Raw genomic sequence first — 25,325 nt, 5'->3', positions numbered from 1 at the left:
ACATTGTACCATGCTTAAGCGGTTTTAGAAAGTAAAAAATCAACGGCTTGCTAGTGAGAATAAGTAAAATTTGCTATAATAAATGTCATGACTAAATCAATTTTAAAAGAAGGCGAGCGTATTGATCAGCTCTTTTCGACAGACGTAAAAATTATTCAAAACAGAGATGTTTTCAGTTATTCTATCGACAGTGTCCTCTTGTCACGTTTCCCAAAAATTCCATCTCGTGGCTTGATTGTTGACCTTTGCTCTGGAAATGGTGCCGTAGGTCTTTTTGCAAGCACTCGTACCAAAGCACCAATTTTAGAAATTGAAATTCAAGAGCGACTTGCTGATATGGCAGAGCGTTCTATCCAGCTCAACCAGCTTAAAGACCAAGTCCAGATGATTAACGATGATTTAAAAAATCTGCTTAATCATGTCCCTCGAACTAGTGTTGACCTCATCCTTTGTAACCCGCCTTATTTCAAGGTTTCAGAGACTTCTAAGAAAAATGTGTCTGAACATTACCTTCTGGCTCGACATGAAATTACAACTAACCTTGAAGAAATCTGTGACATTGCACGACACGCTCTTAAATCAAATGGTCGTATCGCCATGGTTCACCGACCAGACCGTTTCTTAGATATCATTGATACCATGAGAAAATACAATCTTGCCCCAAAACGCATCCAATTTGTTTATCCAAAAATGGGAAAAGATGCCAATATGTTACTTATTGAAGCCATCAAAGATGGTTCAACTGACGGTCTAAAAATCCTTCCACCACTCTTTGTTCACAAAGAAAATGGCGATTACACCGATGACATTTTTGAAATTTATTATGGAAAAAACGGAAAAAAAGACTAAAAAAGCTTATATGTATGTGGTTGAATGTTCTGACGGAACGCTTTATACAGGCTACACCACAGATATCCAGCACCGCATCAAAACTCATAATGCTGGTAAGGGAGCTAAATACACAAGAAGTCGCCTTCCAGTTAAACTCATCTATCAAGAATCTTTTGATAGTAAGGAATCTGCAATGTCTGCAGAAAGTTACTTTAAACAAAAGACACGAAAGCAAAAACTCGATTATATAAAAGAACACACTTTGTAAAATCAAAGTGTGTTCTTCGATTATAACTGCAAAAATTCTATAATCGAATCAGCTATTTTGTGAATAGCTGATTGAGGTTGAGATTGATATATTGCCCCATTTGTACTCTGCCAGATAATGATGTCATCTATGTAAGTCTTTTCAATGACATAAAGATTTTTAAATATTTTATCTTTAAACTTATCTCGCTCTTCCAAAGTGACTTTAACAACATCATTATAATCATTATCCTCAGAAATTCCTGTCAGTTCATGACCATCATAGGCAACTGTCCCAAAATTTAGTAAATAATTTTTATATTCTTCAGAAAAAGAGGTATTTAAAACATTTTCAGCATAGAGAACTTTTTTATAATCTACCCCTTTACCATAAAACGAAGCATCGTTATTTCTTATAAAATCTACCAATTGTTCCAAGATACTTCCCTCTTTAATTTTTATTATATTTTTTAGAGAAGGCCTTCCAAAATGCCTTCTTTTGTTTTGCCCAATCGGCATTACTGATTTCCTTATGTACCCCCTTTGAAATTTTGGAGTCATGTAATATTTTATTATTTTCTCCAAGTCTGTGCTGGGCTTGAATCAGTATAGCTAGTGGTGAATTTTCCCTCTGACCTACATGATGAAGCTCATATGGTGTTTTACTTTTGGGATCTATGGGGGCATATCCTTTTTTCATCCTTTCAAAATTAGTAACAGTTTTTCCTGCTAACTTACTTTTATATTTTAAATCAATATCTGTAACTAAAGCTGTTTGTCCATCAATTTTTTCAAAAGTTAATCCTGCCTTTTTATATAAGTTATATTCTTCTTTACTTTTTAAATTCTTTATAATATCCAAGGGCCACTTTGACTCTTTTTGAATTTGAGTGGCTTCATTCATCGTTAATCCTTTTAAAGTAGCACCTTTCAAAGAACTAGCAACTTTTGTTCCTCCTACAATTGCTCCTGTAAAAGCCCCCCATTTAAAACCTTTACTTCCCTCTAAAGCACCTTTTTTTAAAGCTTTATTAATATCTTCTGTGTTATTGTACTCAATAGCAGCCGATATTACACTAGAAATTAATCCTGACTGTGCGGCTACAATTGCACCTGACTTAGCTGAAGCTGCGAAAATGACACTAACTGCAGGAGCAGTACTACTAGTTGTTAATGCTACAGTAGCACAAATTAGGATAACACCAGTTCCAACAGCAACATTTTTTATAATATCACCATAAGTGGTATCGACACCCTCAAGTTTTTTTACAACTGTAGAATTACTATCACTATCATAAGTAAAAACAAACTTTTTATTTTGAAATAACTTTTCTAATTCAGATTCAGTGTAACCAAAATAGATATTTTCTTTTGAATTATATGTTAGCTCCTCTAAGTACTCTTGAGATACATATTTAGTCTCAATATTTTCAACAAAACAATCACTAGTTCCTAATTTATCTACAACTTCTTCATAAATTTGTTCTTTTAAGGACGCTGATACTTTTTCATTATTAGTATTTTTATTTTTTACATCTGCTTTAACAATATATGTATTACTAAAACTGTTTAAACACAATGTAAAAAATAGCACAAAAACACAAAATATGGTCAGTATCTTTTTCATTTTCATCCTAATCTCCTTTTATAACTCTATTTTTTTACCTCTTTTTGATACCTTTCTTCACCTTTAACATAAATTACTTTTTTCGATTCCTCACTGACATTTTTATTTTTAAAAGTTATAGTATACTTTCCTTTTTTTGTAAAAGCTTTTTCGCTACTCACTCTTTGTGTTCCTTTATCATCCCATTGACCATTTATCCATACCTTTCTGTTAACATCTATATCAACTGTTTCAGAATTTGCTGAATCAACCTTAAATCCATTTTTAGTATAAGAATTATTTGATAGCTCACTTCCTGTTTTTGAATCAAAGATAAAACCAATGCTTGTTGCATTTTCTACTTTAAAACTAAAATTCATTCTATAGCGCTCTGTATTCCATTTTACTGTTTTACCAGAAATACGCCAATCATGCCTTTTTAACCTATAATCAAGAGCAATTTCATATGTTCCTTCTTGATTAAGCTGAATTGACATGTTCTTGGCATTTTTAGATTTTCCTGTTAAAAAGTTTTTATAAATTTGTGTTTTTACTTCTTTGTTTTTACTAGTAAATTTTACCAATAAAGCACCTTTTTGAAAGTTAGTAGGACCGATTTCAAAATTTGAGTCACTAACGTTCATATCATCTATTACTTCTATATTTTGCTTTTTTCCTATATTATTTAAACCTTTTTGCTTTAAATCAAAATTAAGGGTAATTGTATCACCATTTGTTTTCAAAAATGTAGGTTCTTTTCCTTCTTCGAACGATGAATAGCCCTTCACCATAAATTTTCCTAAATCCCAACCAAAATGCATATCTTTGTCAGTTATTTTAGATTGCCCTAAGTAATTTTTATTTACATTATATAGTTTAACCCCTGTATTAGCCGCTGTACGCTCAAAATAATAAGGAGAACTATCTGAATAAACTACTTTATTTGAAAAAAAGTAAATTCCTATTATAAAAAATACGGCAATTAACCATTGAATATAGAAAATACCTTGTCCCTTCTTTTTCATTACCACACCTCATTTGTACATTTAAACATCTATTATTATAGCAAAAGCCCCCTGTGAAAATAAGGGGGCTTTTGCTATTGATAAATCTATTCTCCGTTTAGTAAATGTTACTTATCTTTCACCTTTATTTCGGATAACAAATCCAGGTTTCTTTTCACTTGATGTGCGGTGTGGGCGTTTGTTATCTTTATTTTGGAAATCACGTTTGTTTTTAGATGATGTGCGTTTGAAATCGCGGAATCCATTATCACGGTCATCACGTTTGCGATCACGACCGCCACGACGGTTATCACGTCCACGTCCATTGCCACGTCCACCTTTACGGTTATTGAATCCACCACCTGATGGTTTGAATGGTAATGGTTTTTCACGCGCAATTTCAACTTTTGGAAGAGTTTCAGGATCTTTAACAGTCAAGCTCAAGATATATAAAGCCAACTCTTCTGGTGTGAATTCTGCAGCCAATTTAACCGCATCCCCTTTGAATTTATCAAAGTTATTACGGATAGTTTCATCCGCAAAATCACGTTCAATTTTCTTAAGGGCAACTTTTTTCTTCGCTTTAAATGCTTCATCAGCTGTAGCAGGTTTCAAACCTTTCATACGTTTCTTAGTCAATTTTTCAATGATTGACAAGTAACCCATTTCGTTTGGTGCAACAAAAGTAATCGATTGACCATGTTTACCTGCACGTCCAGTACGTCCAATACGGTGTACGTAGCTTTCTGGATCTTGTGGAATATCATAGTTATAAACGTGTGTCACCCCTGAAATATCAAGACCACGCGCTGCAACGTCAGTCGCAACCAAAATATCGATATTATCATTTTTGAAATCGCGTAGGACACGAAGACGTTTACCTTGATCAAGGTCACCGTGAATACCTTCTGCACGATAGCCACGCAATTTCAAACCACGTGTCAATTCATCCACACGACGTTTTGTACGTCCAAAAACAATTGACAATTCAGGTTGATCAACGTCCATAAGACGCGTCATTGTATCAAATTTATCTTGTTCTTTAACACGAATATAGTATTGATCGACAAGATCAGTAGTCAATTCTTTAGCAGCTACTTTTACGTGTTCAGGATTTTGCATAAATTTAACACCAATACGTTTGATAGCTTCAGGCATAGTAGCTGAGAAAAGAAGCGTTTGACGTGCTTCAGGTACACGACTGATAATAGCTTCGATATCTTCTAAGAATCCCATGTTAAGCATTTCATCTGCTTCATCAAGAATCAATGTTTCAACGTGTTCAAGTTTTAAAGCTTTACGTTTAATCAAATCAAGCAAACGACCTGGTGTCCCAACAACAATATGAGCACCTGAACGAAGAGCTTTGATTTGTTTTTCAATGCTTGAACCGCCGTAAACTGAACGGACTTTAACACCTTTTTCACGACCAAAACGGAATAATTCTTCTTGACCTTGAACCGCTAATTCACGTGTTGGAGCGATAACCAAGGCTTGAACAAGATTACGACTTGTATCAATTTTATCCAAGGTTGGTAAACCAAAGGCAGCTGTTTTCCCTGTACCAGTTTGCGCTTGTCCGATAACATCCTTACCTTCCAATGCCAAAGGAATTGTTAATTCTTGGATTGGAGATGGCTCAACAAAGCCTGCTTTTTCAACAGCAGCAAGGATTGCTTCCGATAAGTTAAGTTCTGTAAATTTCAAATTTTTCTCTTTTCTAAAAGGCAGTGCGAAGCTGCCTTATTAAACTTTAGTTTCGTTGTTTAACAACTTAACTAGTGTAACACATTCTAAGTCAAAAAGATAGGAAACAGTTTCATTTATTATCATTAACACGTTTTCATAGTGTCAATTATTTGAATATTCTTTAAAAAAACTATTTGACTTTTTTTGAAGGATTTTTAAGTTTTCTTTAAGGCATAATAGCTATAATAGCAACATCCTAAAACTTTTCTTTTTCATAATCTCAAAAAAACAGCTCTGATTCGTCAGAGCTGTTTTTTTACACCCGTAACAATTATAAAAGGTCTGAGCAATGCTCAGACCTTTTATAATTACATTTTTTCTTCCAAATCAACATCTGGATATTTATCCGCAAACCAACGAAGTGCAAAGTCGTTTTCGAAAAGGAAAACGGGTTGGTCGAAACGGTCTTTAGCCAAGATATTACGGCTTGAAGACATGCGTTCATCAAGATCTTCTGGTTTAATCCAACGAACAGTCTTTTTACCCATTGGCGTCATGACAACTTCAGCGTTGTATTCATTTTCCATACGGTGTTTGAAAACTTCAAACTGCAATTGACCTACCGCACCAAGCATGTATTCGCCTGTTTGGTAGTTTTTGTACAATTGGATAGCCCCTTCTTGTACCAATTGTTCAATCCCTTTATGGAATGATTTTTGTTTCATGACGTTTTTAGCAGCAACTTTCATGAACAATTCTGGTGTGAAGGTTGGTAGTGGTTCAAATTCGAATTTGTTTTTACCAACAGTCAAAGTATCACCAACTTGGTATGTACCTGTATCGTAAACCCCGATAATATCACCAGCAACGGCGTTTTCAACATTTTCACGTGATTCAGCCATGAATTGTGTCACATTTGACAATTTCACTGATTTTTTCGTACGAGCCAAATTCACGCTCATACCACGTTCAAATTCACCAGAAACGATACGTACGAAAGCAATACGGTCACGGTGACGTGGGTCCATATTAGCTTGGATTTTAAAGACAAATCCTGAGAAGTCTTTGTCGTAAGGATCGATTTCATTACCTTCTGTTGTTTTGTGCCCATGAGGCTCTGGTGCGAATTGTAAGAAAGTATCTAGGAAAGTTTGCACACCAAAATTTGTAAGGGCTGAACCGAAGAACACTGGTGTCAAATCACCAGACAAGATAGCTTCTTCTGAGAATTCATTTCCCGCTTCTTCTAGCAACTCAACATCTTCCAAAACTTGTTGGTAAAATGGGTTATTAGCAAATAACTTGTCACCATCTTCAAGTGCTGCAAAACGTTCATCACCCTTGTAAAGTTCCAAACGTTTGTTGTACAAGTCATAAAGTCCTTCAAATGATTTCCCCATACCAATTGGCCAGTTCATTGGGTAACTTGCAATACCAAGCACTTCTTCCAATTCTTCCAAAAGATCAAGCGGTTCACGACCATCACGGTCAAGTTTGTTAATAAAAGTGAAAACTGGAATGTTACGGTGTTTTACAACTTCAAATAATTTTTTAGTCTGTGCTTCGATACCTTTGGCTGAATCGACAACCATAACCGCAGCATCCACGGCCATAAGCGTACGGTAAGTATCTTCAGAGAAGTCCTCGTGCCCTGGCGTATCAAGGATATTCACGCGTTTACCAGCGTAGTCAAATTGCATCACTGATGATGTAACAGAGATACCACGTTGTTTTTCGATATCCATCCAGTCAGATTTAGCAAAGTTTCCTGTTTTTTTACCTTTTACAGTACCGGCTTCACGAATTTCTCCACCAAAATAAAGTAATTGCTCTGTAATTGTCGTTTTACCAGCATCCGGGTGACTGATGATGGCAAAAGTACGACGTTTTTTAATGTCATCTTGAATTGTCATTTTATTTCCTTATTATAATTAAATTTCTTTGATAACGACTTTGTCCGTTTTTTTTTATGAATGGCTACATTAAGCCACTCCTTTTGTGACGATACAAAAATAGAGTCATGGGACTCCATAACTCTATTATTATAACGAAAATTAGACGCTATTTCAATATTTCTCCTCTAGCTTATCACCAGAAACCGCAAAATAATTTAACAATAAGATACTACAGATTTCAATACTTGCTCCATAGTGTTCCATAGTATTAATAAAGAACGTCAATAAGAATAGTAAACTATGGAAAAGTGTGAATTTTTTTCCTTTTAACTGAATCATCAAAAGTAACGGATACATGCAAAAAAGAATAATACCTTGACGTAAAAGCGAATCAACGTAGAAACTATCATCGTACATCATACTTCCATTGATTTCTGTAAAAATTGGAATGTTTCTTGGCAGCCAGTTCAAGCCAAATTGTTCAAGATAAGCATGACCAATACTAGTACGTCCAGTAAATAAATGATTTAATGTTACAAAGACAGGATTATCTGGAGTATAATATCTCGGCAAAGCAAGCCCAAGTCCAAACATTCCGATTACAATTGGCATGATAAGATATCCAGAAACTTTAACCTTTGATAGGATTGGTTTTAAGAAATAACACAAGATAATACCAAGTGCAATGAAAAATGATGTCCTTGAATCCGTCACCGAAAAGACAAGCAAAGCTGCTAACAACATGATTATCCCACCATCAAAGCGATAAGGCTTTCTAAGCAGTGAAAAATCATAAATTAGAGTAATGAAAAACATTCCAAGTGAATTTGGGTGCATAAATCCATATGAGTGTCGAATCAAATCCTTGCTTGAGCGATACATTGTCATATCAGAAATAATATGGCTATTATAAGCAAACAGTACTAAGATTGCTACAAGTATCTTAAAATAAAATAGTGCTGCCACTAAATTATCATCTTCCCTATCAACACTAACCGATAACAAAAAGAAGACAATCATACTTAAATCATCTATTGAGGTATCCAGATAGCCTATTGTCGGTAAAAGTAGCATAAAAGCTAGCGCAAAAATTCCAGCTAAGACTTTTTCGATTGATAAGCCTGTCCTACGCAAATTCCACAAATAGATAGCCCAACCACCTGTAATAGCTAAACTCGGTAAGAAAAGCGAGATAGCTGGTGGCAATGGATAACGTTTCAAAAACCAAGCTAGAAAAAGGACACAAAATTCTAAAAAATACAGTGCTCGATAAATGAGAAGCGAGTCTCCAGTTTCAGTCCTAAATACTTTCTTTACCATCTCCACCTCACTAGTTTTCCAATGCTTCTACAACTTTAGCGAGATGCATTGAATTACTTCCCTTCAGCAAGATTTGGTCAGCTGGTTGCAAGACTTTTTGAATCGTATCAAGCATGTCATCAAATTGATCTTCATCAGCTGTTTTCTTAAAGTAATAAACTTTACCGAGTGGGAACATTTGACTAGCAAGCTGTGCCAATTCTGCAATGTCTTCTCCGTAGAAAATAAGTGTGTCTAAAGTTTCAGGTGACAAGCTCATAATCATACGTTTGTGGAGTTCAACAGACTGTTCACCTAGTTCTTTCATATCAGCAAGAACAGCAATTTTCTTACCACCTTCATTGGCAGGAATTTTAGAAAATGTCTCCAAAATCAAACGCATGGCTGTTGGATTAGCGTTATATACATCTGATAGAATGTCAGCACCGTTAGCTGCTTTTTTCCATTCTGTGCGATTACGTGTTAACTCAATATTTTCTAGAGCTTCAACGATATCATCATCAGAAATTGCTAATAACTTACCGACATAAGCTGCTACCATAGCATTTGTAGCATTGTATTTTCCTGGTACAGGAAGGGTAATTGGACGATTAATAACATTTGTCGTAAACGTCAAAGAGTTTTTGCTTTCTTGTAAATCCTGGACAGAGATTTCTGCACCATCACCAAAACGAATAACCATTTGGCTTTCTGGCAAGTATGGATCAACAATTGGATCAGCCGGTGCAATCAAAATACCATCCGAATCCATTCCATCAACAATCTGAAGTTTACCTTCCGCGATTTTTTCGCGACTTCCGAAGAATTCTAAATGAGCTTCACCAATCAAAGTTACAACACCGATATGTGGTTTAGCAAGTTTTGACAAGAGATGAATATCTCCCATATGATCTTGTCCCATTTCAAGAACAATCTTTTCAGTGTCATCTGGCATATGAAGTGCTGTGTAAGGCAAACCAATTTCATTGTTATAGTTGCCTTGAGTTTTATATGTCTTGTATTCTGTTGATAAAACAGCAGCAATCATATCTTTCGTTGTTGTCTTACCATTTGAACCAGTGACTGCGATAACATCAACGCGTTGTTTTTCAAGATAGTAGCTAGCAAGAGCTTGAAAAGCTTCTAAGCAATCATCAACTAAAATATAAGGGTGACCTTCTACTTCGCGTTCTGAAAAAGTTGCAACTGCACCATTTTCAAAAGCTGTTTCAATAAAATCGTGCCCATCACGCGCCCCTTTTAAAGGCAAAAACAAATCGCCTTTTTCAATCTTACGACTGTCAAATTCAATTTGTCTCAGAGGAACGTCATCAAAATCCGAAATAGTGTTCTTTGCGCCAACCACCTTGGCGACTTCGTGTAAGTTAAGTTTCATTTTTTATTATCTCCATTATAAAAAGAGCCTTTTGGCTCTTCCTATTATATCACAAAATAAAGTGCTCTCAAGCATTTTCCTTACGGACCTTAGAATGATTCTTCCACCATGAAGACAAAATTGATCCAGAAATATTATGCCAAATTGAAAAAATCGTTGAGGGAATAGCTGCTTGTGGAACAAAATACTTCATTGCTAAAGTTGCCCCTAAGCTTGAGTCCTGCATTCCTACCTCAAATGTAATAGCTTTTTGTTGAGGTTCTTCCAAATGAAGAAGCTTTGAAAAGACAAAACCAAGCCCATAACCACAAAGATTGTGTAACATAACAACAGGAATAACTAAAGCTGTTGCTGTTGTAAAAATATTAGCATGATTTGCTGAGACAACCGCACCAATAATCAAAAGAATCGCTAGCTGTGAGATTAAAGGCATCAACTGAATAATGGCATTGATTTTTTTACCTAAAAGTGTATGAACCAACACCCCTAAAATAATTGGCACAACAACAATTCTTAAAGTTGAAAGAAAAAGACTTGCTGCTGGTACAGCAATAAATTGCCCTGCTAACATCGATAACAATAAAGGAAGCATAATTGGCGCAAGAAGTGTTGAAAGGATTTCAATAGAAACATCCAAAGCAACATCTCCTCCAGCCAAAAAAGCCATCACACTAGAAGACGTTCCACTTGGACAAGATCCAACTAAAATGACCCCCGCTGCTGTTGCTCCTGTTAAATGAAAAAGATGACATAAAAGCCAAGCTAAACTTGGCATAATAATATAATGTGCCACTGTACCTAGAATGACAGGAATTGGACGTTTAGAAATACGGATAAAATCTTCAGTCTGAAGTGTCAGCCCCATCCCAAAAAGAATAATTCCCAACAAATACGATGTATTAGGGATAACCCAGGTACTAGTCTGAGGTAAGAGATAATTAAAGAAAGCCCAAATAATAACAACCAAGGTAAACCATTTACTAAGTTGTTTTGAAAAATCAGTTAGTTTTTCCATCATTTTCTCCTTAACTAAAAAGCTTTTTATCAGCAAAGCCTTTGATTTTTACAGCTTCATTATACGACTAATTTCAGAATTTTCAATCTTTTTACGTAATCATTTTCATTTATTTTCCAGGTCATATTCAAAAGAATCTTTTTTGTGATACAATAAACCTGTAAGGAGATAAAACCTTACACAGAGTAGATGATTCGCGTTAAGTGTGTGTGAATGGGATGTCGTCACACAACGAAGCAATTTGCGCGGTGAATCGTTGCATCCGCTGTTATTTTTTAACAGCTCCAGTTTTATGTTTTAAAAAGGAGCAAACATGAAAAACATTTTTCAAACACCCAAACTCACCCCTAAGCGCTTAGTTAGTCTTGCTATGTTAATTGCGCTTGCTTTCATTGTCGGAAAATTCTCAATTCCCATCATTCCACAACAATTAGTGGTTAGTTTGACCTTTGTTGTCAATACCATTATTGGAATGATTGCTGGTCCGATTTGGGGAGCTATCAGTCTTGCTATTCTTGATGTTGTCGATAACCTATCAAGCGGTGCTGGTAACTTTATCATTTGGTGGACTGTCATGGAAGCTGTTCAGGGCTTTTTCTATGGTCTTTTCTTCTACGGAAAAGAAATCAGCTGGTCAAATAAACACGATTGGCTTCACGTCACATTTGCCACACTCGTAACCATGCTGATTGGAACCTTTATCTTCACACCACTGCTTGTTCAGATTTATTTTGGTGTACCATTCTGGGCACAGTATCTTGCAGGACGTTGGCTCAAAATTTTTGAAATTCCACTACGTATTATCATTACTATGCTTGTCGTACCAAAACTACAGAAAATTCCAGAATTGCGCAAGCTTGCAAATCTATAAACAAAAAATCTCAGAGAGTTATCCCATCTCTGAGGTTATTTTTGTACAGTAAAAAAGCACCTAACGGTGCTTCTTTTTTTAGATTAAGTGGCTTTCGCGTTTTTCAAACATTTCTTTAGCCAACTCAACTAATTTTTCAATCAAATCAGAATAAGCAAGTCCCATGTTTTCCCATAGAAGTGGATACATTGACCATTGTGTGAAACCAGGCATTGTATTCAATTCGTTAAGGTAAACATTACCTTCTTCAGTCAAGAAGAAATCGCAGCGTGACAATCCGCATCCGCCGATAGCACGAAAAGCTGTTGTTGCATAACCACGCATTTCTTCCATAATGTCGCTATCGATATGTGCTGGAATATCCATAGTAATTTTATTATCGATGTATTTAGCATCGTAATCATAGAAAGCAACGTCTTTAACAACTTCACCAGGCAATGTTGTTTTCACATCAGCATTTCCTAAAATACCAACTTCGATTTCACGCGCATTGACACCAGTTTCAATAAGAATACGGCTATCATATTTAAGGGCAAAATCAATAGCAGTGCGAAGAGCTGCTTCGTCTTCAGCTTTTGAAATACCTACTGAAGAACCCATGTTAGCTGGTTTAACAAAGACTGGATAAGTCAATTTTTCATTTACTTCAGCAACCGCTTTTTCAAGATCAGCCCCTTCAACATAAGTCACGTAAGCAACAAGTGGTACACCTGCAGACTCAAGAACGTGTTTTGTTGAAATTTTATCCATGGCAACACTTGATGACAAGATGTTAGTTCCAACGTAAGGCATTTTAAGAATTTCAAGGAAGCCTTGGATTGAACCGTCTTCTCCCATTGGTCCATGAAGAACAGGGAAAACAACTGCTCCTTCTTCATAAATATCACTTGGTTTAATTTTTTGACTTTCAACAACTGTGTCGTTAGTCATCAATTTTTCATCATCAGCTGGTTTACTTGAAAATTCTTGTGTTTTGATAAAATCACCAGATTTTGTGATGAAGTAAGTTTTCACAAAGAATTTGTCATAATTAATCGCACGCATGACACTTTCAGCTGATAATACAGATACTTCACGCTCCGCAGAACGTCCACCATAAAGTAAAACAAGCGTTTCTTTTGCCATAAACTTTAATTACCTGAACAGAAAAAAGGTACCAAGTCTTAATACACTTAATAACATTTTTCATCGAACCAAGAAGCTTTACAAAACAAGCCAAATCTTAGTTCAAGTTCAATTCCTTTTCTATTACAATTTCCTAATTATCATACCACAAAAGAAGCCGTCTTTCAAACTCCTACAGCCATAAGATGGAAGATAATATAACAAAGAAAAGAAAGAAATTTTTTAGTCATCATAAGGAAAATAGTGTTCAGTTTTTGATTGAAACTCTGAAAGTTTGATAATCTTTTTATCTTCATCAAAATCTGCTATGGTTACACCATCAAAATTATCTATACCTCCTTCATAACAACATTTAAAATACCACTCAACTACTATTGATTTATCATTTTCAATAATACGTTTTATTGTCCACTCCAAAACTTTTCCTTTATTATTCCAATTTTCAAACCAAGTTATAATCTGTGATAACCCATGATACTCTGGTCCATAACTTTCAGAATACACCGCTTGTTCTGCAAAAACATCTTTAAGTACCTCAGCATCATTATCTAGCCAAGACTGAAAATATGCCATTATAATCTCTTTCATAAAGTACGCTCCAATTGTATTGATTGTTTTACTTTATTGTATAACGACTATCCAATAAGTTCAATGACAAGCAAAAAGCAGCCTTCCGCTGCTTTTCTTACATTCTACAATTCTGTTCGGTTTTCAATAGCACGAAGTAGGGTAACTTCGTCAGCATATTCGATATCAGAACCAACGGCAAGCCCACGCGCTAAGCGTGTCACTTTGATTCCAGCTGGTTTTAGAACACGTGAGATGTACATTGATGTCGCTTCACCATCTGCTGTTGCATTGGTTGCAATAATCACTTCGTTGACTTCACTATCCATTAAACGTGTAATCAATGATTTCAAATTAATATCATCTGGTCCGACACCATTCATTGGTGAAATCAAACCATGTAAAACATGATACAAACCATGATATTCTTGAATTTTTTCCATGGCTGAAACATCTTTGGAATCTTCGACAACTAAAATAACAGAACGATCGCGAGTCTGATCTGTACAAATGCTGCACGGATCTTCATCTGTTAAATTACCACAAACAGAACAATATGTTAATTCACGTTTAGCAGCCAATAAATTCTTGGCAAATTCATTTACCTCTTCGTCTGACATTCCAATAGTATAGAAAGCTAAACGGGTAGCTGTTTTAATCCCAATTCCTGGTAATTTTGTAAAACTATCAATTAACTTTGCAATTGGTGTTGGGTAGAGCATAGCCTCTCCTTTCCTCTGATAAAGCCGCGAGTCGACTTTTTGCCGACTCGAACTTTGTTATTATTTATTAGCGTAAGTTGACATATACAAGTTAATAATGTCACGTGCAATTAATTGGTTAGGGTGATTATCGTCACTTGTTAAGTGCGGAATAATAACCGCAACTGCAATTTTTGAATCATCATTTTTTGAGTAATCATAAGCAAGAACACTCAAATTGACAGTTGTCACAGCATTGCCATTGTCATCAAGGGCATATGTTTCGGCAGTCCCTGTCTTACCGGCAATCGTAACATTTCCTCTCATATGAGTACCAGTTGCATAACCACTTGTACTATTAACTACTTGGTAGAAACCTTGTTGAAGCAGAGCCATATCGCTACTTGAAATGTTCACCTTGTTCAAAACATTTGTCTCAATTGTCTTAGATAAAGTTCCAATTCCTGTAGTGCCATCATTATCGTAAATACTATCAACAATATGTGGTGCTACACGGCTACCACCATTTGCCACAGTAGCTGCGTATTGAGCCAGTTGCATTGGTGTATAAGAATCGTACTGACCGAACGCTTCTGTTAAGACATTACCTGGACTATAATCATCTGATAGGTAACCAGTAGTTGTTTCTGGAAGGTCGATGCCAGTGCTTGTACCCATACCATATTCAGCATAGGTTGCACGAAGTTGTTCCATAGCTTCTTTTGTACCACTTGTTGCAAGTGCCATACCTGAATAATATTCTTGGCCCATCATCTTAAGAGCAACTTGAACCATATAGGTATTTGAAGAGTACTCAAGGGCTTGAACAGCTGTGATGTTTGTCGCACCACTGCCTGTGAACCATGATTTAATAGATGGTGAACCAGCAAGGTTAATTGATTGGTCAGCAATCACTTGGTTACCAGAAATAGCGTTATTTTCCCATCCAGAACTAATAGTCGCCGCTTTGACAACTGACCCTGGAACAAAGTTATCGTTAATCGTACCAAGAGCATCTAGCGTCGTTGTTGAAGAACCAGTATCATGTGACAAACCAGCCATTGCTAAAATAGCTCCTGTTTGAGGGTTCAAAGCAACGGCATAGGCACCTTCTGAATAAGTTGCAAAACCAGCAGCAAGCTCAGCATTGTAATACTGATTCAAGATATTTTCCACTCCAGATTGGAAATCTGAATTAACGGTCAACTTCAAGTTCTTACCAGCTTTTCCTTCGCTAGTAATGTTATCTGAAACGACATTACCATTTTTATCAGTTGTGATTTCACGAACAGTATGTGTACCTTGTAAATCATCTTCGTAGGCTTTTTCAAGATAAGATGTTCCAACTCGGTCATTCATTGAATAACCTTTAGCAAGATACTCTTCTGCTTCTTCAGCTGGTAAACCAGATTGTTTTGATGATACCGTACCGATAAGGGTTGAAAGCGAACCTGTTGATGTTTGACGATCCCAGTCAGTAGCAATAGAAATCCCTGATAATTTTGAACGATTTGCAGTGATGTATGCAATTTGTTCATCGGTTAAATCACCAGTTGTTAAATTAACCGTACTAAAAGTTGAGGCAGCATTCATTTGACTAAAAATATAAACCAACTTCAACTCATCTTCAGAATAATTAATCTCATCATCTGTTACTGCTTTAACAGCGTTAGCATAAACTTTAGATTCGGTTAAATTATTCCCATAATTATCATATTTTTGATTATCAGGAAGACTCTTAACAACTTTAGCATAAGTGTCTGAATCAGCCAAATAATAATCTTTTTTCTGACGTGTTGTCACATTAGTTTCTGTAAAATCAACCAGTGTTGATAGGGTTCTTGCTAAGTTCTTCATTTCCTCAGCAGTAATTGTATTACTACGTGTAAAGGCAACAACCTGCTTAACATTATTAGAGACTAATAAATTTCCTGCAGCATCAAAAATTTGCCCACGGGGACTTGATGACGTCACTTTATAGGTCGTTGATGAATTTAACTTATCATCATAAAAAGATTTATTTAAAATTTGCATCTGCGCTAATCTTAAAATAATAATTGAAAATAAGACAACGATAACCGCAAAAATCAAGTAAATTCGTTTTGTGATACTGGTTGTTTTTTTGGCAATTTTAATCTTGCTCAATCTCTTCTTAACTGACATTCTTTCCTCACAATTAAAAGCTTCGTTTTATATTTTATCACAATTTACTTAAAAGAGAGTGACACAAAATGTAAAACTTTCACTTTTTTACATAGTATTTTTTCAAGAAAATTTGCAAGAAAAATTGAGTCATTTTAAGCAAAAAAAAGGAGGAAGTTTATTCCTCCACCATATTATTTTGCGTCAACTGAAAAATCAACGCCAACTTTATCACGCAAGAATTTCCAAAGGAAATAAGCAATGTAAAAATCAATGCATCCATGAACAAGAGAGCCTAAGCCAATCAAGCCTACCAAAGACCAAATATAGGCTGTTCCTGTGTGAGCTCCTGCCGTTAAAACAAGAACAACGATAAACTCTGCTAAACCATGCAAGATATTTAAGAAAACAGCTAATCCAAATGTCAAAGCTGGTTTTTCAAGCAAAGCTGGACGTTTTTTAATCATCACAGCACCTACAACCGCAAAGAGCAAATGCGATACTGCGCGCAATACAATAACAATTGGAAAACCTGCTAACAAGAAACCTAGACTTGTTCCCAAAGCAACTAAAACAGCTACTTGCGGTGAGATAAACATAGCCATAAAGACCGGCACGTGACTAGCCAAGGTAAACGAAGCTGGACCGATGACAACCTTAACTGGCATAACCATTGGAATTAAAATCCCAAAGGCAACTAAAATAGCTGTAAATGCAAGAGACTTAGTTTGATGACGTCTCATATGACAACTCCTTTTATATTTGTATATGATAATACCTGAATGATCCCCAATTATCACTCAGGAATTGACGATAGTTTTAATCAATTAACTAACAGGCAATACACACGTTTTTTTGAAAGTAGCTAACTGATCTTGCTTATTATAAAGAAAAAAAGAACAGGTGTCAAGACACCTGTAGCTATTTTAGTTTGATTTTAAAAGCAAACCTTTATCAGATAAGATAGACTTGATGTCCTCAAATTCATCTTTTGAATGACATGATAGAGTGTGAGTATGAATCCCATCAGTTAAAGATGAGAGAAGCGTTGCATTTGAATGCTCAACCTTATCCATAAAATTATCAATATCTTCTTTGCTTTTGATATTAAGCGGTGCTGTTAACATCCCATAAACTGGGTGTTCAACTTCCACATCAACCATAATGCCACCTTTAGAAACAACACAATCCAACTCTTCTTTCGTTCTATCCGGACCATGTTGACAAGCAATTTTTCCAATAAATTGATGCGAATAAAGTGCTTGTGACAAAACGTAACCTTTTGGTGTAGAAATAACATCATGATTAGCTGCTCTCAAAAGAGCTACATCTCCAACAATAATTTGACGACTTACACCAAGTTGGCTTGCTAAAGTACTAGCTGAAATGGGAACTTGTGTCTGACTCAAAATATCAATAATTTTTTGACGACGCTCTGCTGCTTTCATAAAAGCCCCCTTTACAAAATATATTACTTACTACTAATCATACCATAAAAACAAGAAAATATAGAAGAGTTATCCCTTAAATTTCCTAGTCACTCTAACTCCTAGCCAAAAAAGGTAACAAATTCAAAAAAAGCACCCTAGGAGTTAGCCTAGAATGCTTTTATATCAAGGGTTTTAAGCCTTATAATCTTATATCAGATTATTTACCCAAGAAGTATTCGTCAGTAACGTTCAATTTTTCGTCAAATTCGAATACAAGTGGTGGGAAGTTAGGGATTTCAACATCCATAATTTCGTCATCTGACAATTGTTTGATGTGTTTTACAAGAGCGCGGATTGAGTTACCGTGTGCACCTACAAAGACGTTTTTACCATCTTTAAGAGCTGGAGCAATTTTATCTTCCCAGAATGGAAGTGCGCGTTCCAAAGTAACTTTCAAGTTTTCTGCATCTGGAACAACTTTGTCATCAAGGTTAGCGTAACGACGGTCAGTGTGTGCTGAGTATTGATCGTCTTTAGCCATAGCTGGTGGCAATACATCGTATGAACGACGCCAGATGTGAACTTGTTCGTCACCCCATTTTTCAGCAGCTTCAGCTTTGTTTTGACCAGTCAAACCACCGTAGTGACGTTCGTTCAAGCGCCATGATTTTTCAACTGGAACCCAAAGTTGGTCAGAAGCTTCAAGAGCAAGGTTAGTTGTTTTGATAGCACGTTTAAGAACTGAAGTGAAAGCAACATCGAATTCGATTCCTGCTTCTTTGATCAATTTACCAGCTTCAGTAGCTTGTTTAGTACCTTCTTCTGTAAGGTCAACGTCAGCCCAACCAGTGAAAAGGTTAGCTTTGTTCCATTCAGATTGCCCGTGACGTGCAAACACTAATTTTACCATTAGATAAAGTCTCCTTTTAAGTAATACAAGGGCTATTAACACACAGCGAAAAATAGATAGTAATCTTACTAATTGACAAACAACCAGAGAAGTTAGACTATTTTTGGCTCAGCATTTTAGCCAACTTAATTTATTACGACCAGATAAAGTCGCTTACCCTTACTATTCTACCCAAAAAGCTCTAAAAAAGCTAGTATAATTGCTAATTTTCTGTAAAAGAGTCTGACATCCTTGAACAGTCACTAACAGAACTTTGAAAAGCAATAAAAAATGGCATGGCAACCATTTGAAACTCAAAATCGTGCCATACCACCCCACTCTCTAAAAGAAAATGGTAGCTTTCTATATGATTAAGGCTATTATAGTTCAAAAAAATTTCTATGTCAATTTCATTGTTCGCATAGCATTTAGTGTTGCAAGAACTGTTACACCAACATCAGCAAAGATGGCAAGCCACATATTAGCTAAACCAAGAGTGGCCAAAATCAAAACTAAAACTTTAACTCCGATTGAAAAGATAATATTTTCTCTAGCGATAGTAATTGTCTTGCGGGCAATTTTAATTGCTTGAGCAATTTTTGATAATTGGTCGTTCATGACAACAACATCTGCTGCTTCAATCGCAACATCACTACCAAGACCACCCATGGCAATACCAACATCAGCTCGAGCTAAAACCGGTGCATCGTTAATTCCATCTCCGACGAATCCAACTGTTGATCTAGGATTCTTTTGTGCTAGGTAGTTTTCTAACTCTGTAACTTTATCTCCTGGAAGAAGCTCTGCTTTATAATCTGTCATTGCTAGCTCATCGGCAATTTTTTGAGCTACTTCGTGACGGTCCCCTGTTAGCATAACTAGTTGTTTAACACCAGCTTTTCGAAGTTCTTGCAAAGCTTGCTTAGTATCAGATTTGATGCAATCTGAAATCACAATATGTCCGGCATAATTTCCATCAATAGCTACATGAACAATAGTTCCAACTTTATGACATGGTTTCCAATCAGCTCCCAAACTTTCCATAAATTTAGTATTACCGACAGCAACATCATGCCCATTAACTTTTGCGCTGATACCATAGCCAGATTTTTCAGTCACATCAGTAATTGAACAATCATCTGCTTCTTTTTCGTAAGCTTCACGAAGAGATTGAGCAATTGGGTGGCTCGAAAAACGTTCCACATGACTTGCCAAATGCAGCAAATGTTCTTCTTTAACATCAGTAGAGTGAAGAGCAGTTACTTCAAAAACACCTTCTGTCAAAGTTCCTGTTTTATCAAAAAACAATGTTTCTAGAGAAGCCAAACTTTCAAGATAATTTGACCCTTTAATCAAAACACCCGCTTTCGAACTTGCTCCTAAACCTCCAAAGAAGCTAAGCGGAATCGAAATCACTAATGCACAAGGGCATGAAATAACAAGGAAAGTAAGCGCACGACTCAGCCATTCTGGGAAATTAGCAAGAAAATCTCCAGATACCAGCGGTGGTATAAAGGCTAAAATCAAAGCTGCAATTACTACTGTTGGTGTGTAGACTTCTGCGAATTTTGTCATGAAACGTTCGCTCTTAGATTTGTTTGCCGTTGAATTTTCCAGTAAATCCAAAATTTTACTTAAGGTTGAATTTTCAACAGAATGCAGGACCTTAACACGAATTACTCCTGTCATGTTAATCATCCCTGACAAAACTTGATCTCCTACCTGAACACTTTGAGGCAAACTTTCACCTGTCAAAGCTGCTGTATCCACTGAAGATTCTCCAGAAATCAAAACCCCATCAACAGCAACCTTTTCACCAGGTTTAATGACAATCACTTGCCCTTCTTTCAAATTTTTAGGATCAACATCAATAGTTTGACCCTCTTCTTCTAAATGAACAAGGTCTGGTCGCAAATCTAGCAATTCTGAAATGGATTTTTCACTATTACCTTCTGCAATGTGTTCAAAAAATTCACCTACTTGATAGAAAATCATCACAAACACAGCCTCGGCAAACTCAGCTTCACCAGTCATAAAACTAAGGGCAAATGCCCCAAGTGTCGCTAATGACATCAGAAAATGTTCGCTAAAGACTTTTCCCTGACTTATTTTTAGCAAGGCTTTTTTCAAAACATCATAACCAGCCATTAAAAATGGAATAGCGTATAACAAAGCTTGAACTACCAAACCAATGTGATTTAGCTTAACCACAGCAAAAACAATAATAAACGTCAGCGTTGCTAACAAAATTCTAAAAAGCTTCTTTTTATGTTTACCTGACACGTTTAATCCTCCTGATAATGCTCTACAACAGACTCCAAAACTTGGCTAATATGCTTATCAGCAAGAGCATAAATCTGATTTTTTCCTTCACGTCGAACAGAAACAATTTTTAAGTTCTTTAACATCGTCAACTGATGTGAAACAGCTGACGGTGTCATCTCTAAAATTGCCGCCAATTCACTAGACTTTAATTCGCCCTTACTTAAACAGCAAATGATTTGTAAACGTGTTGTGTTTCCAAGAGCTTTAAAAAAGCTAGTAACATCATTTAACAAATCTCCCTTTAGCAATTTTTGTGATTCATTAATCTCAATCATCTTAATTATCTCCAATATCTTTTGTAAAACATTTGAACAATTACTCAAACGTTCTACTGTAATCACTGTATCACTTTCACGCATACATTTCAAGAATTAGCTAATACATTCGGTTTTTAGGTCAATTTTTCATATTTTGCTGTCAAAATATAGAAAAGTATTCAAAAAAAGCATAGAAATAGCACTAAAAACTTTCTGTTTATCTCATGAAATAAAAAAACGTTCGGAAAACACTTGATTTCACCTTAGCATAATAGTAAAATGTAACTAGCAATATCAGAAAATTCATTATTGCGTGATAATATATTTTGGAGGACTTTATGGTTTCAACCGCAACTAAAATTGGAACTTTCGATTTTGATAACTGCTTAATGAACGCTGCTGGCGTTTACTGCATGACACGAGAAGAATTAGCTGAGATTGAAGATTCTGCTGCAGGTTCATTTGTTACAAAAACAGGAACATTAACTGCACGCGATGGTAACCCTGAACCACGCTATGCTGATACAGCACTTGGTTCAATTAATTCTATGGGACTCCCTAACAACGGTTTCCAATACTATCTTGACTACGTTACTGAACTCCAAAATACACCCAATAGCAAGAATCACTTTTTGTCACTTGTAGGTATGTCTGAAGAAGAAACACACACTATCTTAAAAACTGTTCAAGCTTCTGACTACCAAGGACTTGTTGAGCTAAACCTTTCTTGTCCAAATGTTCCGGGGAAACCACAAATTGCCTACGACTTTGAAACAACTGAAAGAATTTTAAAAGATATCTTTACTTACTTTACAAAACCTCTCGGAGTTAAATTACCTCCATATTTTGACATTGCACACTTTGACCGTGCGGCAGCTATCTTTAATCAATTTCCTCTAACTTTCGTCAACTGTATTAACTCTGTCGGTAATGGTTTGGTTGTTGATGATGAAACTGTTGTGATTAAACCTAAAAATGGTTTTGGTGGTATTGGTGGTGATTATGTCAAACCAACCGCACTTGCTAATGTTCACGCATTTTATAAACGCCTAAATCCATCTATCCAAATTATTGGAACAGGTGGTGTTAAGACTGGTCGTGATGCCTTTGAACATATTTTATGCGGAGCAAGTATGGTACAGCTAGGAACAGTTCTTCACCAAGAAGGTCCTGCTGCTTTTGCACGCATTACTGATGAACTAAAAGCCATCATGGAAGAAAAAGGCTATGAAAAACTTGAAGACTTCCGTGGCAAATTAAAATACATGGACTAAACTAAAAAACGTTTGAGGCGTTTCTCAAACGTTTTTGGCTATTAGTTCTCACATCAAATTCTAAAAAGAGCGAGAACAATCGTCCCCACTCTTTTTAGGATTTGCCACCTCCTACAGTTGACATAAAAACTCTTTGATTATCAGGAAAAGAGCCTCTAAAATATTAATTATTACGCATTAAATTCAAAATTGTTTTTTTAATCAGCAACAATAGAACACCGATACCAAGACAAACAAGTCCCAAGATACCGAAGAATGCTACTTCTGTTTCCTTAGTGAAATATGGTGTAATCAAAGCATTTACTGCTTGTGAAGTTGAATCTGCCAAGAACCAAAGAGCAACCATTTGTGATTGGAAAGCAAGTGGTGCAAGTCTAGTTGAAACTGATAGACCTACTGGAGAAACTAACAATTCACCAGCCATTTGGACTGCAAACATAACTACCAACCACATGAAGCTTACACGGTTGTTTGTTCCGTATAGCATACCTGGAAGAGCCATAATCATGTAAGACACACCAGTTAATAACAATCCTAATCCAAATTTTGTAACTGCTGATGGTTGACGATCACCCATTTTGTTCCAAATCCAAACAAAAAGTGGTGTCAATACAACGATGAACAGTGGATTAAGCAATTGATACCAAGATGGATCAATATAAAAATTAATACCAAAGATAGTTGGATGTAGGTTTGAACGAGTTTCACCCCAAACAGCAATAACTGTCGCACTTTGTTCTTCAACTAACCAGAAAACGATAGAAGACAAGAACAATGGTAGGTATGCCAACAATTGTTTGCGTTCTGTGCTTGATACTTTATTTGAAGCAAACATCAAGATAAAGTAAATAAATGGGATGAAGATACCAGCCATAGATAGAATATTGATAAAGTTATCAACGAATTTAGCTGGGTTAGCTTGGTAAAGTAAAGTTCCAGCAACTGCTAAAACAACAAAACCAATAACAGATTTAATTAATAAACCTTTTTTCTCTTCTGTCGTTAGTGGATTAGAAGGTTTGTTTCCAATTTCTGGGAATTGTTTCATTCGTCCATACCAATAAACAAATAAAGCAAATACCATACCAATAGCGGCAAGAGAGAAACCTAGGTGATAGTTGATACTTTGTCCAACTGTTCCTACTACAATAGGAGCAAGCAGTGAACCAATATTAATACCGATAACAAAGATATTGAAACCTGTGTCGCGACGAGGATCATCCGGTTCATACAAATGACCAACCATATTTGAAATATTTGGTTTTAACATCCCTGTTCCCAAGATAATCAAGAAAAGTGAGATGAAAAGAGACGTCAAGCCAAACGGAAGAGCTAAAACAATGTGCCCTAGGGTAATAAGAATACCACCGATAAAGATCGTCTGAGAAGCGCCTAGAACGCGGTCTGCAAACCATCCACCAATAATACCTGAAAGGTATACAAGAGCTCCATAGATACTTACAATAGCCATTGCTTGTGGCTTAGGAAGTCCTAAACCAGCATTAGCTGAAGTAACAGATGCGTACAAGTAGTAAATTAAAATCGCACGCATTCCATAGTACGAGAATCGTTCCCAAAGTTCTGTTTGGAATAAAGTAAACAAAGCCTTAGGCTGTCCAAAAAATGTTTGTTCTTTATTTTTTTCCATACCATCCATTATATAGATTTTTTTTAATTTGGGCAATAGAAATTTTATTTAAAATATTAAGTAAATTCATAAAAATCAAGCTTTTATGGGAGATTAAGCGCTTTTTTCAAAATGTTAAAAAATATCAAAAAACGCAAAATATCTGACATCAGTGACCAAAATATCGCTATTTTTTACTTTAATTAACTATTCTACGAACTTAAAAATGCAATCAACAAACTTGACTCGCCTTCTTATTTCTTGGCTCATGAAAAAAACGTCCACTGGACGTTAACTCGCTCTCTTGTTTCTTGGCTCATGAAAAAAACGTCCACTGGACGTTTTTTTTCATCACCAATTATCCCAAAAGTCACTGTCATCTTCATCTGGGCTTGTTTCGTCATCTTCTGCTTCTTGCTCTTGCTTCAGAATTTCTCCATTTTCATCTACTTTAGGTTTCATAGCAAGTCCTACCATGATTAACATAGCTGCTTTAAAAAGAGAAAAAACGCCTAAGAAACTAACAACTAACAAAAGTGATTTATCCATGATTATAACTCTTTCCTTGTATTCTTATCATCATTAAAACCACTAATGATTTCACGATGTCTCTATGCTGATTATACCATAAAAGACTTGAACTGCCCTTATAACAAGTGTAAATGCATAGAAACCACTGAAAGGTAATTCTATTCATTGTGCCAAAGCAACTATTTCTTTTCCCCAAAAATGCCCCAAAACATTCAAAAAAGCCTATCGAACAAGCTACAACGCTTGATATGATAGGCTTTTTAAATATTAATTATTTTACAGCGTCTTTAAGTGCTTTACCAGCTTTGAATGCAGGTACTTTTGAAGCTGCAATTTCAATTTCTTCACCAGTTTGTGGGTTACGACCTTTACGAGCTGCGCGTTCGCGAACTTCAAAGTTACCAAAACCGATTAATTGAACTTTTTCGCCTTCAGAAAGGAAGCTTTCGATTGCTGAGAATACTGCATCTACAGCTGCTGCTGAATCTTTTTTAGTAAGCTCAGTTGCTTCTGCAACTTTAGCGATTAAATCTTGTTTGTTAGCCATTTAACAAATCCTCCAATTAATTTCTAAGCGTTAACACTTTAACAAAGTCTATGATACC

At 35.9% G+C, this 25,325-nt stretch carries 24 protein-coding genes and 1 riboswitch; of the genes, 4 read left to right on the top strand and 20 right to left on the bottom strand.

The genetic code is table 11. From position 1 onward, the window contains the following. The first annotated feature begins 87 nt into the window (after positions 1-87). Positions 88-849, top strand: a complete 762-nt coding sequence (locus B4D49_RS08235; protein WP_132869306.1) for a tRNA1(Val) (adenine(37)-N6)-methyltransferase — start codon at positions 88-90, stop codon at positions 847-849. Beyond that, positions 824-1,099, top strand: coding sequence for a GIY-YIG nuclease family protein (locus B4D49_RS08230; protein WP_132869307.1), 276 nt, complete (start codon positions 824-826; stop codon positions 1,097-1,099). The genes B4D49_RS08235 and B4D49_RS08230 overlap by 26 nt, the downstream gene beginning before the upstream one ends. Positions 1,100-1,119: 20 nt before the next feature. Here B4D49_RS08230 and B4D49_RS08225 read toward each other — a convergent pair whose 3' ends face one another. The 8 genes from B4D49_RS08225 to B4D49_RS08190 all read right to left on the bottom strand — a co-directional run bounded on the left by B4D49_RS08225 (position 1,120) and on the right by B4D49_RS08190 (position 10,981). Next, positions 1,120-1,596 (bottom strand): SMI1/KNR4 family protein, encoded by a 477-nt coding sequence (locus B4D49_RS08225; RefSeq protein ID WP_286784080.1) that lies wholly within the window; start codon positions 1,594-1,596, stop codon positions 1,120-1,122. After that, complete coding sequence (locus tag B4D49_RS08220; RefSeq protein ID WP_286784079.1) at positions 1,529-2,710, bottom strand: HNH/ENDO VII family nuclease; 1,182 nt, start codon at positions 2,708-2,710, stop codon at positions 1,529-1,531. Before B4D49_RS08220 ends, B4D49_RS08225 begins: the two co-directional genes overlap by 68 nt. A 20-nt stretch (positions 2,711-2,730) precedes the next feature. After that, positions 2,731-3,708 carry a hypothetical protein gene (locus tag B4D49_RS08215; RefSeq protein ID WP_286784078.1) on the bottom strand — a complete coding sequence of 326 codons (978 nt, stop codon included), beginning with the start codon at positions 3,706-3,708 and terminating at the stop codon, positions 2,731-2,733. Between the two features lie 111 nt (positions 3,709-3,819). Continuing rightward, positions 3,820-5,394 (bottom strand): DEAD/DEAH box helicase, encoded by a 1,575-nt coding sequence (locus B4D49_RS08210; protein ID WP_286784077.1) that lies wholly within the window; start codon positions 5,392-5,394, stop codon positions 3,820-3,822. Positions 5,395-5,744: 350 nt separating this feature from the next. After that, positions 5,745-7,289 carry a peptide chain release factor 3 gene (locus B4D49_RS08205; protein WP_286784076.1) on the bottom strand — a complete coding sequence of 515 codons (1,545 nt, stop codon included), beginning with the start codon at positions 7,287-7,289 and terminating at the stop codon, positions 5,745-5,747. Between the two features lie 153 nt (positions 7,290-7,442). Then, the gene (locus tag B4D49_RS08200; RefSeq protein ID WP_349679000.1) at positions 7,443-8,492 is read right to left on the bottom strand and encodes a polymerase; all 1,050 of its coding nucleotides are present in this window, start codon (positions 8,490-8,492) and stop codon (positions 7,443-7,445) included. Between the two features lie 109 nt (positions 8,493-8,601). After that, positions 8,602-9,966, bottom strand: a complete 1,365-nt coding sequence (locus B4D49_RS08195; RefSeq protein ID WP_199544413.1) for a UDP-N-acetylmuramoyl-tripeptide--D-alanyl-D-alanine ligase — start codon at positions 9,964-9,966, stop codon at positions 8,602-8,604. A gap of 67 nt (positions 9,967-10,033) precedes the next feature. Continuing rightward, positions 10,034-10,981 (bottom strand): bile acid:sodium symporter family protein, encoded by a 948-nt coding sequence (locus B4D49_RS08190; RefSeq protein WP_286784075.1) that lies wholly within the window; start codon positions 10,979-10,981, stop codon positions 10,034-10,036. Between the two features lie 179 nt (positions 10,982-11,160). Then, positions 11,161-11,251, top strand: a riboswitch (THF riboswitch). A gap of 43 nt (positions 11,252-11,294) precedes the next feature. On the opposite strand from B4D49_RS08190, the gene B4D49_RS08185 reads away from it, so the two are divergent. After that, positions 11,295-11,852, top strand: a complete 558-nt coding sequence (locus B4D49_RS08185) for a folate family ECF transporter S component (protein ID WP_286784074.1) — start codon at positions 11,295-11,297, stop codon at positions 11,850-11,852. Positions 11,853-11,930: 78 nt separating this feature from the next. Here the strand turns inward: B4D49_RS08185 and B4D49_RS08180 are convergent, their stop codons facing one another. The 9 genes from B4D49_RS08180 to B4D49_RS08140 all read right to left on the bottom strand — a co-directional run bounded on the left by B4D49_RS08180 (position 11,931) and on the right by B4D49_RS08140 (position 21,306). Further along, on the bottom strand, positions 11,931-12,977 hold the full coding sequence (locus B4D49_RS08180; protein WP_132869375.1) for a D-alanine--D-alanine ligase: 1,047 nt from the start codon (positions 12,975-12,977) through the stop codon (positions 11,931-11,933). Between the two features lie 222 nt (positions 12,978-13,199). Then, complete coding sequence (locus B4D49_RS08175) at positions 13,200-13,565, bottom strand: nuclear transport factor 2 family protein (RefSeq protein ID WP_199544416.1); 366 nt, start codon at positions 13,563-13,565, stop codon at positions 13,200-13,202. A 104-nt stretch (positions 13,566-13,669) separates the two neighbouring features. Beyond that, on the bottom strand, positions 13,670-14,266 hold the full coding sequence (recR, locus tag B4D49_RS08170) for a recombination mediator RecR (RefSeq protein WP_132869374.1): 597 nt from the start codon (positions 14,264-14,266) through the stop codon (positions 13,670-13,672). A 60-nt stretch (positions 14,267-14,326) separates the two neighbouring features. After that, positions 14,327-16,408, bottom strand: coding sequence for a penicillin-binding protein PBP2B (gene pbp2b / locus B4D49_RS08165; protein WP_286784073.1), 2,082 nt, complete (start codon positions 16,406-16,408; stop codon positions 14,327-14,329). Positions 16,409-16,581: 173 nt separating this feature from the next. Continuing rightward, the gene (locus tag B4D49_RS08160; RefSeq protein WP_132869991.1) at positions 16,582-17,130 is read right to left on the bottom strand and encodes a hypothetical protein; all 549 of its coding nucleotides are present in this window, start codon (positions 17,128-17,130) and stop codon (positions 16,582-16,584) included. 183 nt (positions 17,131-17,313) lie between these two features. Beyond that, the gene (locus B4D49_RS08155; RefSeq protein ID WP_132869992.1) at positions 17,314-17,835 is read right to left on the bottom strand and encodes a transcription repressor NadR; all 522 of its coding nucleotides are present in this window, start codon (positions 17,833-17,835) and stop codon (positions 17,314-17,316) included. Between the two features lie 199 nt (positions 17,836-18,034). Beyond that, positions 18,035-18,727 (bottom strand): phosphoglycerate mutase, encoded by a 693-nt coding sequence (locus tag B4D49_RS08150; protein ID WP_020916409.1) that lies wholly within the window; start codon positions 18,725-18,727, stop codon positions 18,035-18,037. Positions 18,728-19,105: 378 nt separating this feature from the next. Next, positions 19,106-20,989: a heavy metal translocating P-type ATPase gene (locus tag B4D49_RS08145; RefSeq protein ID WP_286784072.1), complete on the bottom strand. Its 1,884-nt coding sequence runs from the start codon at positions 20,987-20,989 to the stop codon at positions 19,106-19,108. 2 nt (positions 20,990-20,991) lie between these two features. Then, positions 20,992-21,306 (bottom strand): ArsR/SmtB family transcription factor, encoded by a 315-nt coding sequence (locus B4D49_RS08140; protein WP_199544557.1) that lies wholly within the window; start codon positions 21,304-21,306, stop codon positions 20,992-20,994. A gap of 320 nt (positions 21,307-21,626) precedes the next feature. Here B4D49_RS08140 and B4D49_RS08135 point away from each other — a divergent pair, with 320 nt between their 5' ends. Continuing rightward, positions 21,627-22,562 (top strand): dihydroorotate oxidase, encoded by a 936-nt coding sequence (locus B4D49_RS08135; protein WP_132869879.1) that lies wholly within the window; start codon positions 21,627-21,629, stop codon positions 22,560-22,562. A gap of 163 nt (positions 22,563-22,725) precedes the next feature. Here the strand turns inward: B4D49_RS08135 and B4D49_RS08130 are convergent, their stop codons facing one another. The 3 genes from B4D49_RS08130 to B4D49_RS08120 all read right to left on the bottom strand — a co-directional run bounded on the left by B4D49_RS08130 (position 22,726) and on the right by B4D49_RS08120 (position 25,267). Beyond that, positions 22,726-24,210 (bottom strand): peptide MFS transporter, encoded by a 1,485-nt coding sequence (locus tag B4D49_RS08130; protein ID WP_286784071.1) that lies wholly within the window; start codon positions 24,208-24,210, stop codon positions 22,726-22,728. Positions 24,211-24,540: 330 nt separating this feature from the next. After that, positions 24,541-24,738, bottom strand: coding sequence for a hypothetical protein (locus B4D49_RS08125; protein WP_286784070.1), 198 nt, complete (start codon positions 24,736-24,738; stop codon positions 24,541-24,543). Between the two features lie 253 nt (positions 24,739-24,991). Next, positions 24,992-25,267 carry an HU family DNA-binding protein gene (locus B4D49_RS08120; protein WP_009853724.1) on the bottom strand — a complete coding sequence of 92 codons (276 nt, stop codon included), beginning with the start codon at positions 25,265-25,267 and terminating at the stop codon, positions 24,992-24,994. Positions 25,268-25,325 lie beyond the last annotated feature (58 nt).

The organism is Streptococcus sp. UBA4344 (assembly GCF_002393675.1).
Lineage (GTDB): Bacteria > Bacillota > Bacilli > Lactobacillales > Streptococcaceae > Streptococcus > Streptococcus vicugnae.
The sequence above is the reverse complement of the archived record's forward strand: the minus strand, read 5'-3'. Positions and strand labels throughout refer to the sequence as shown.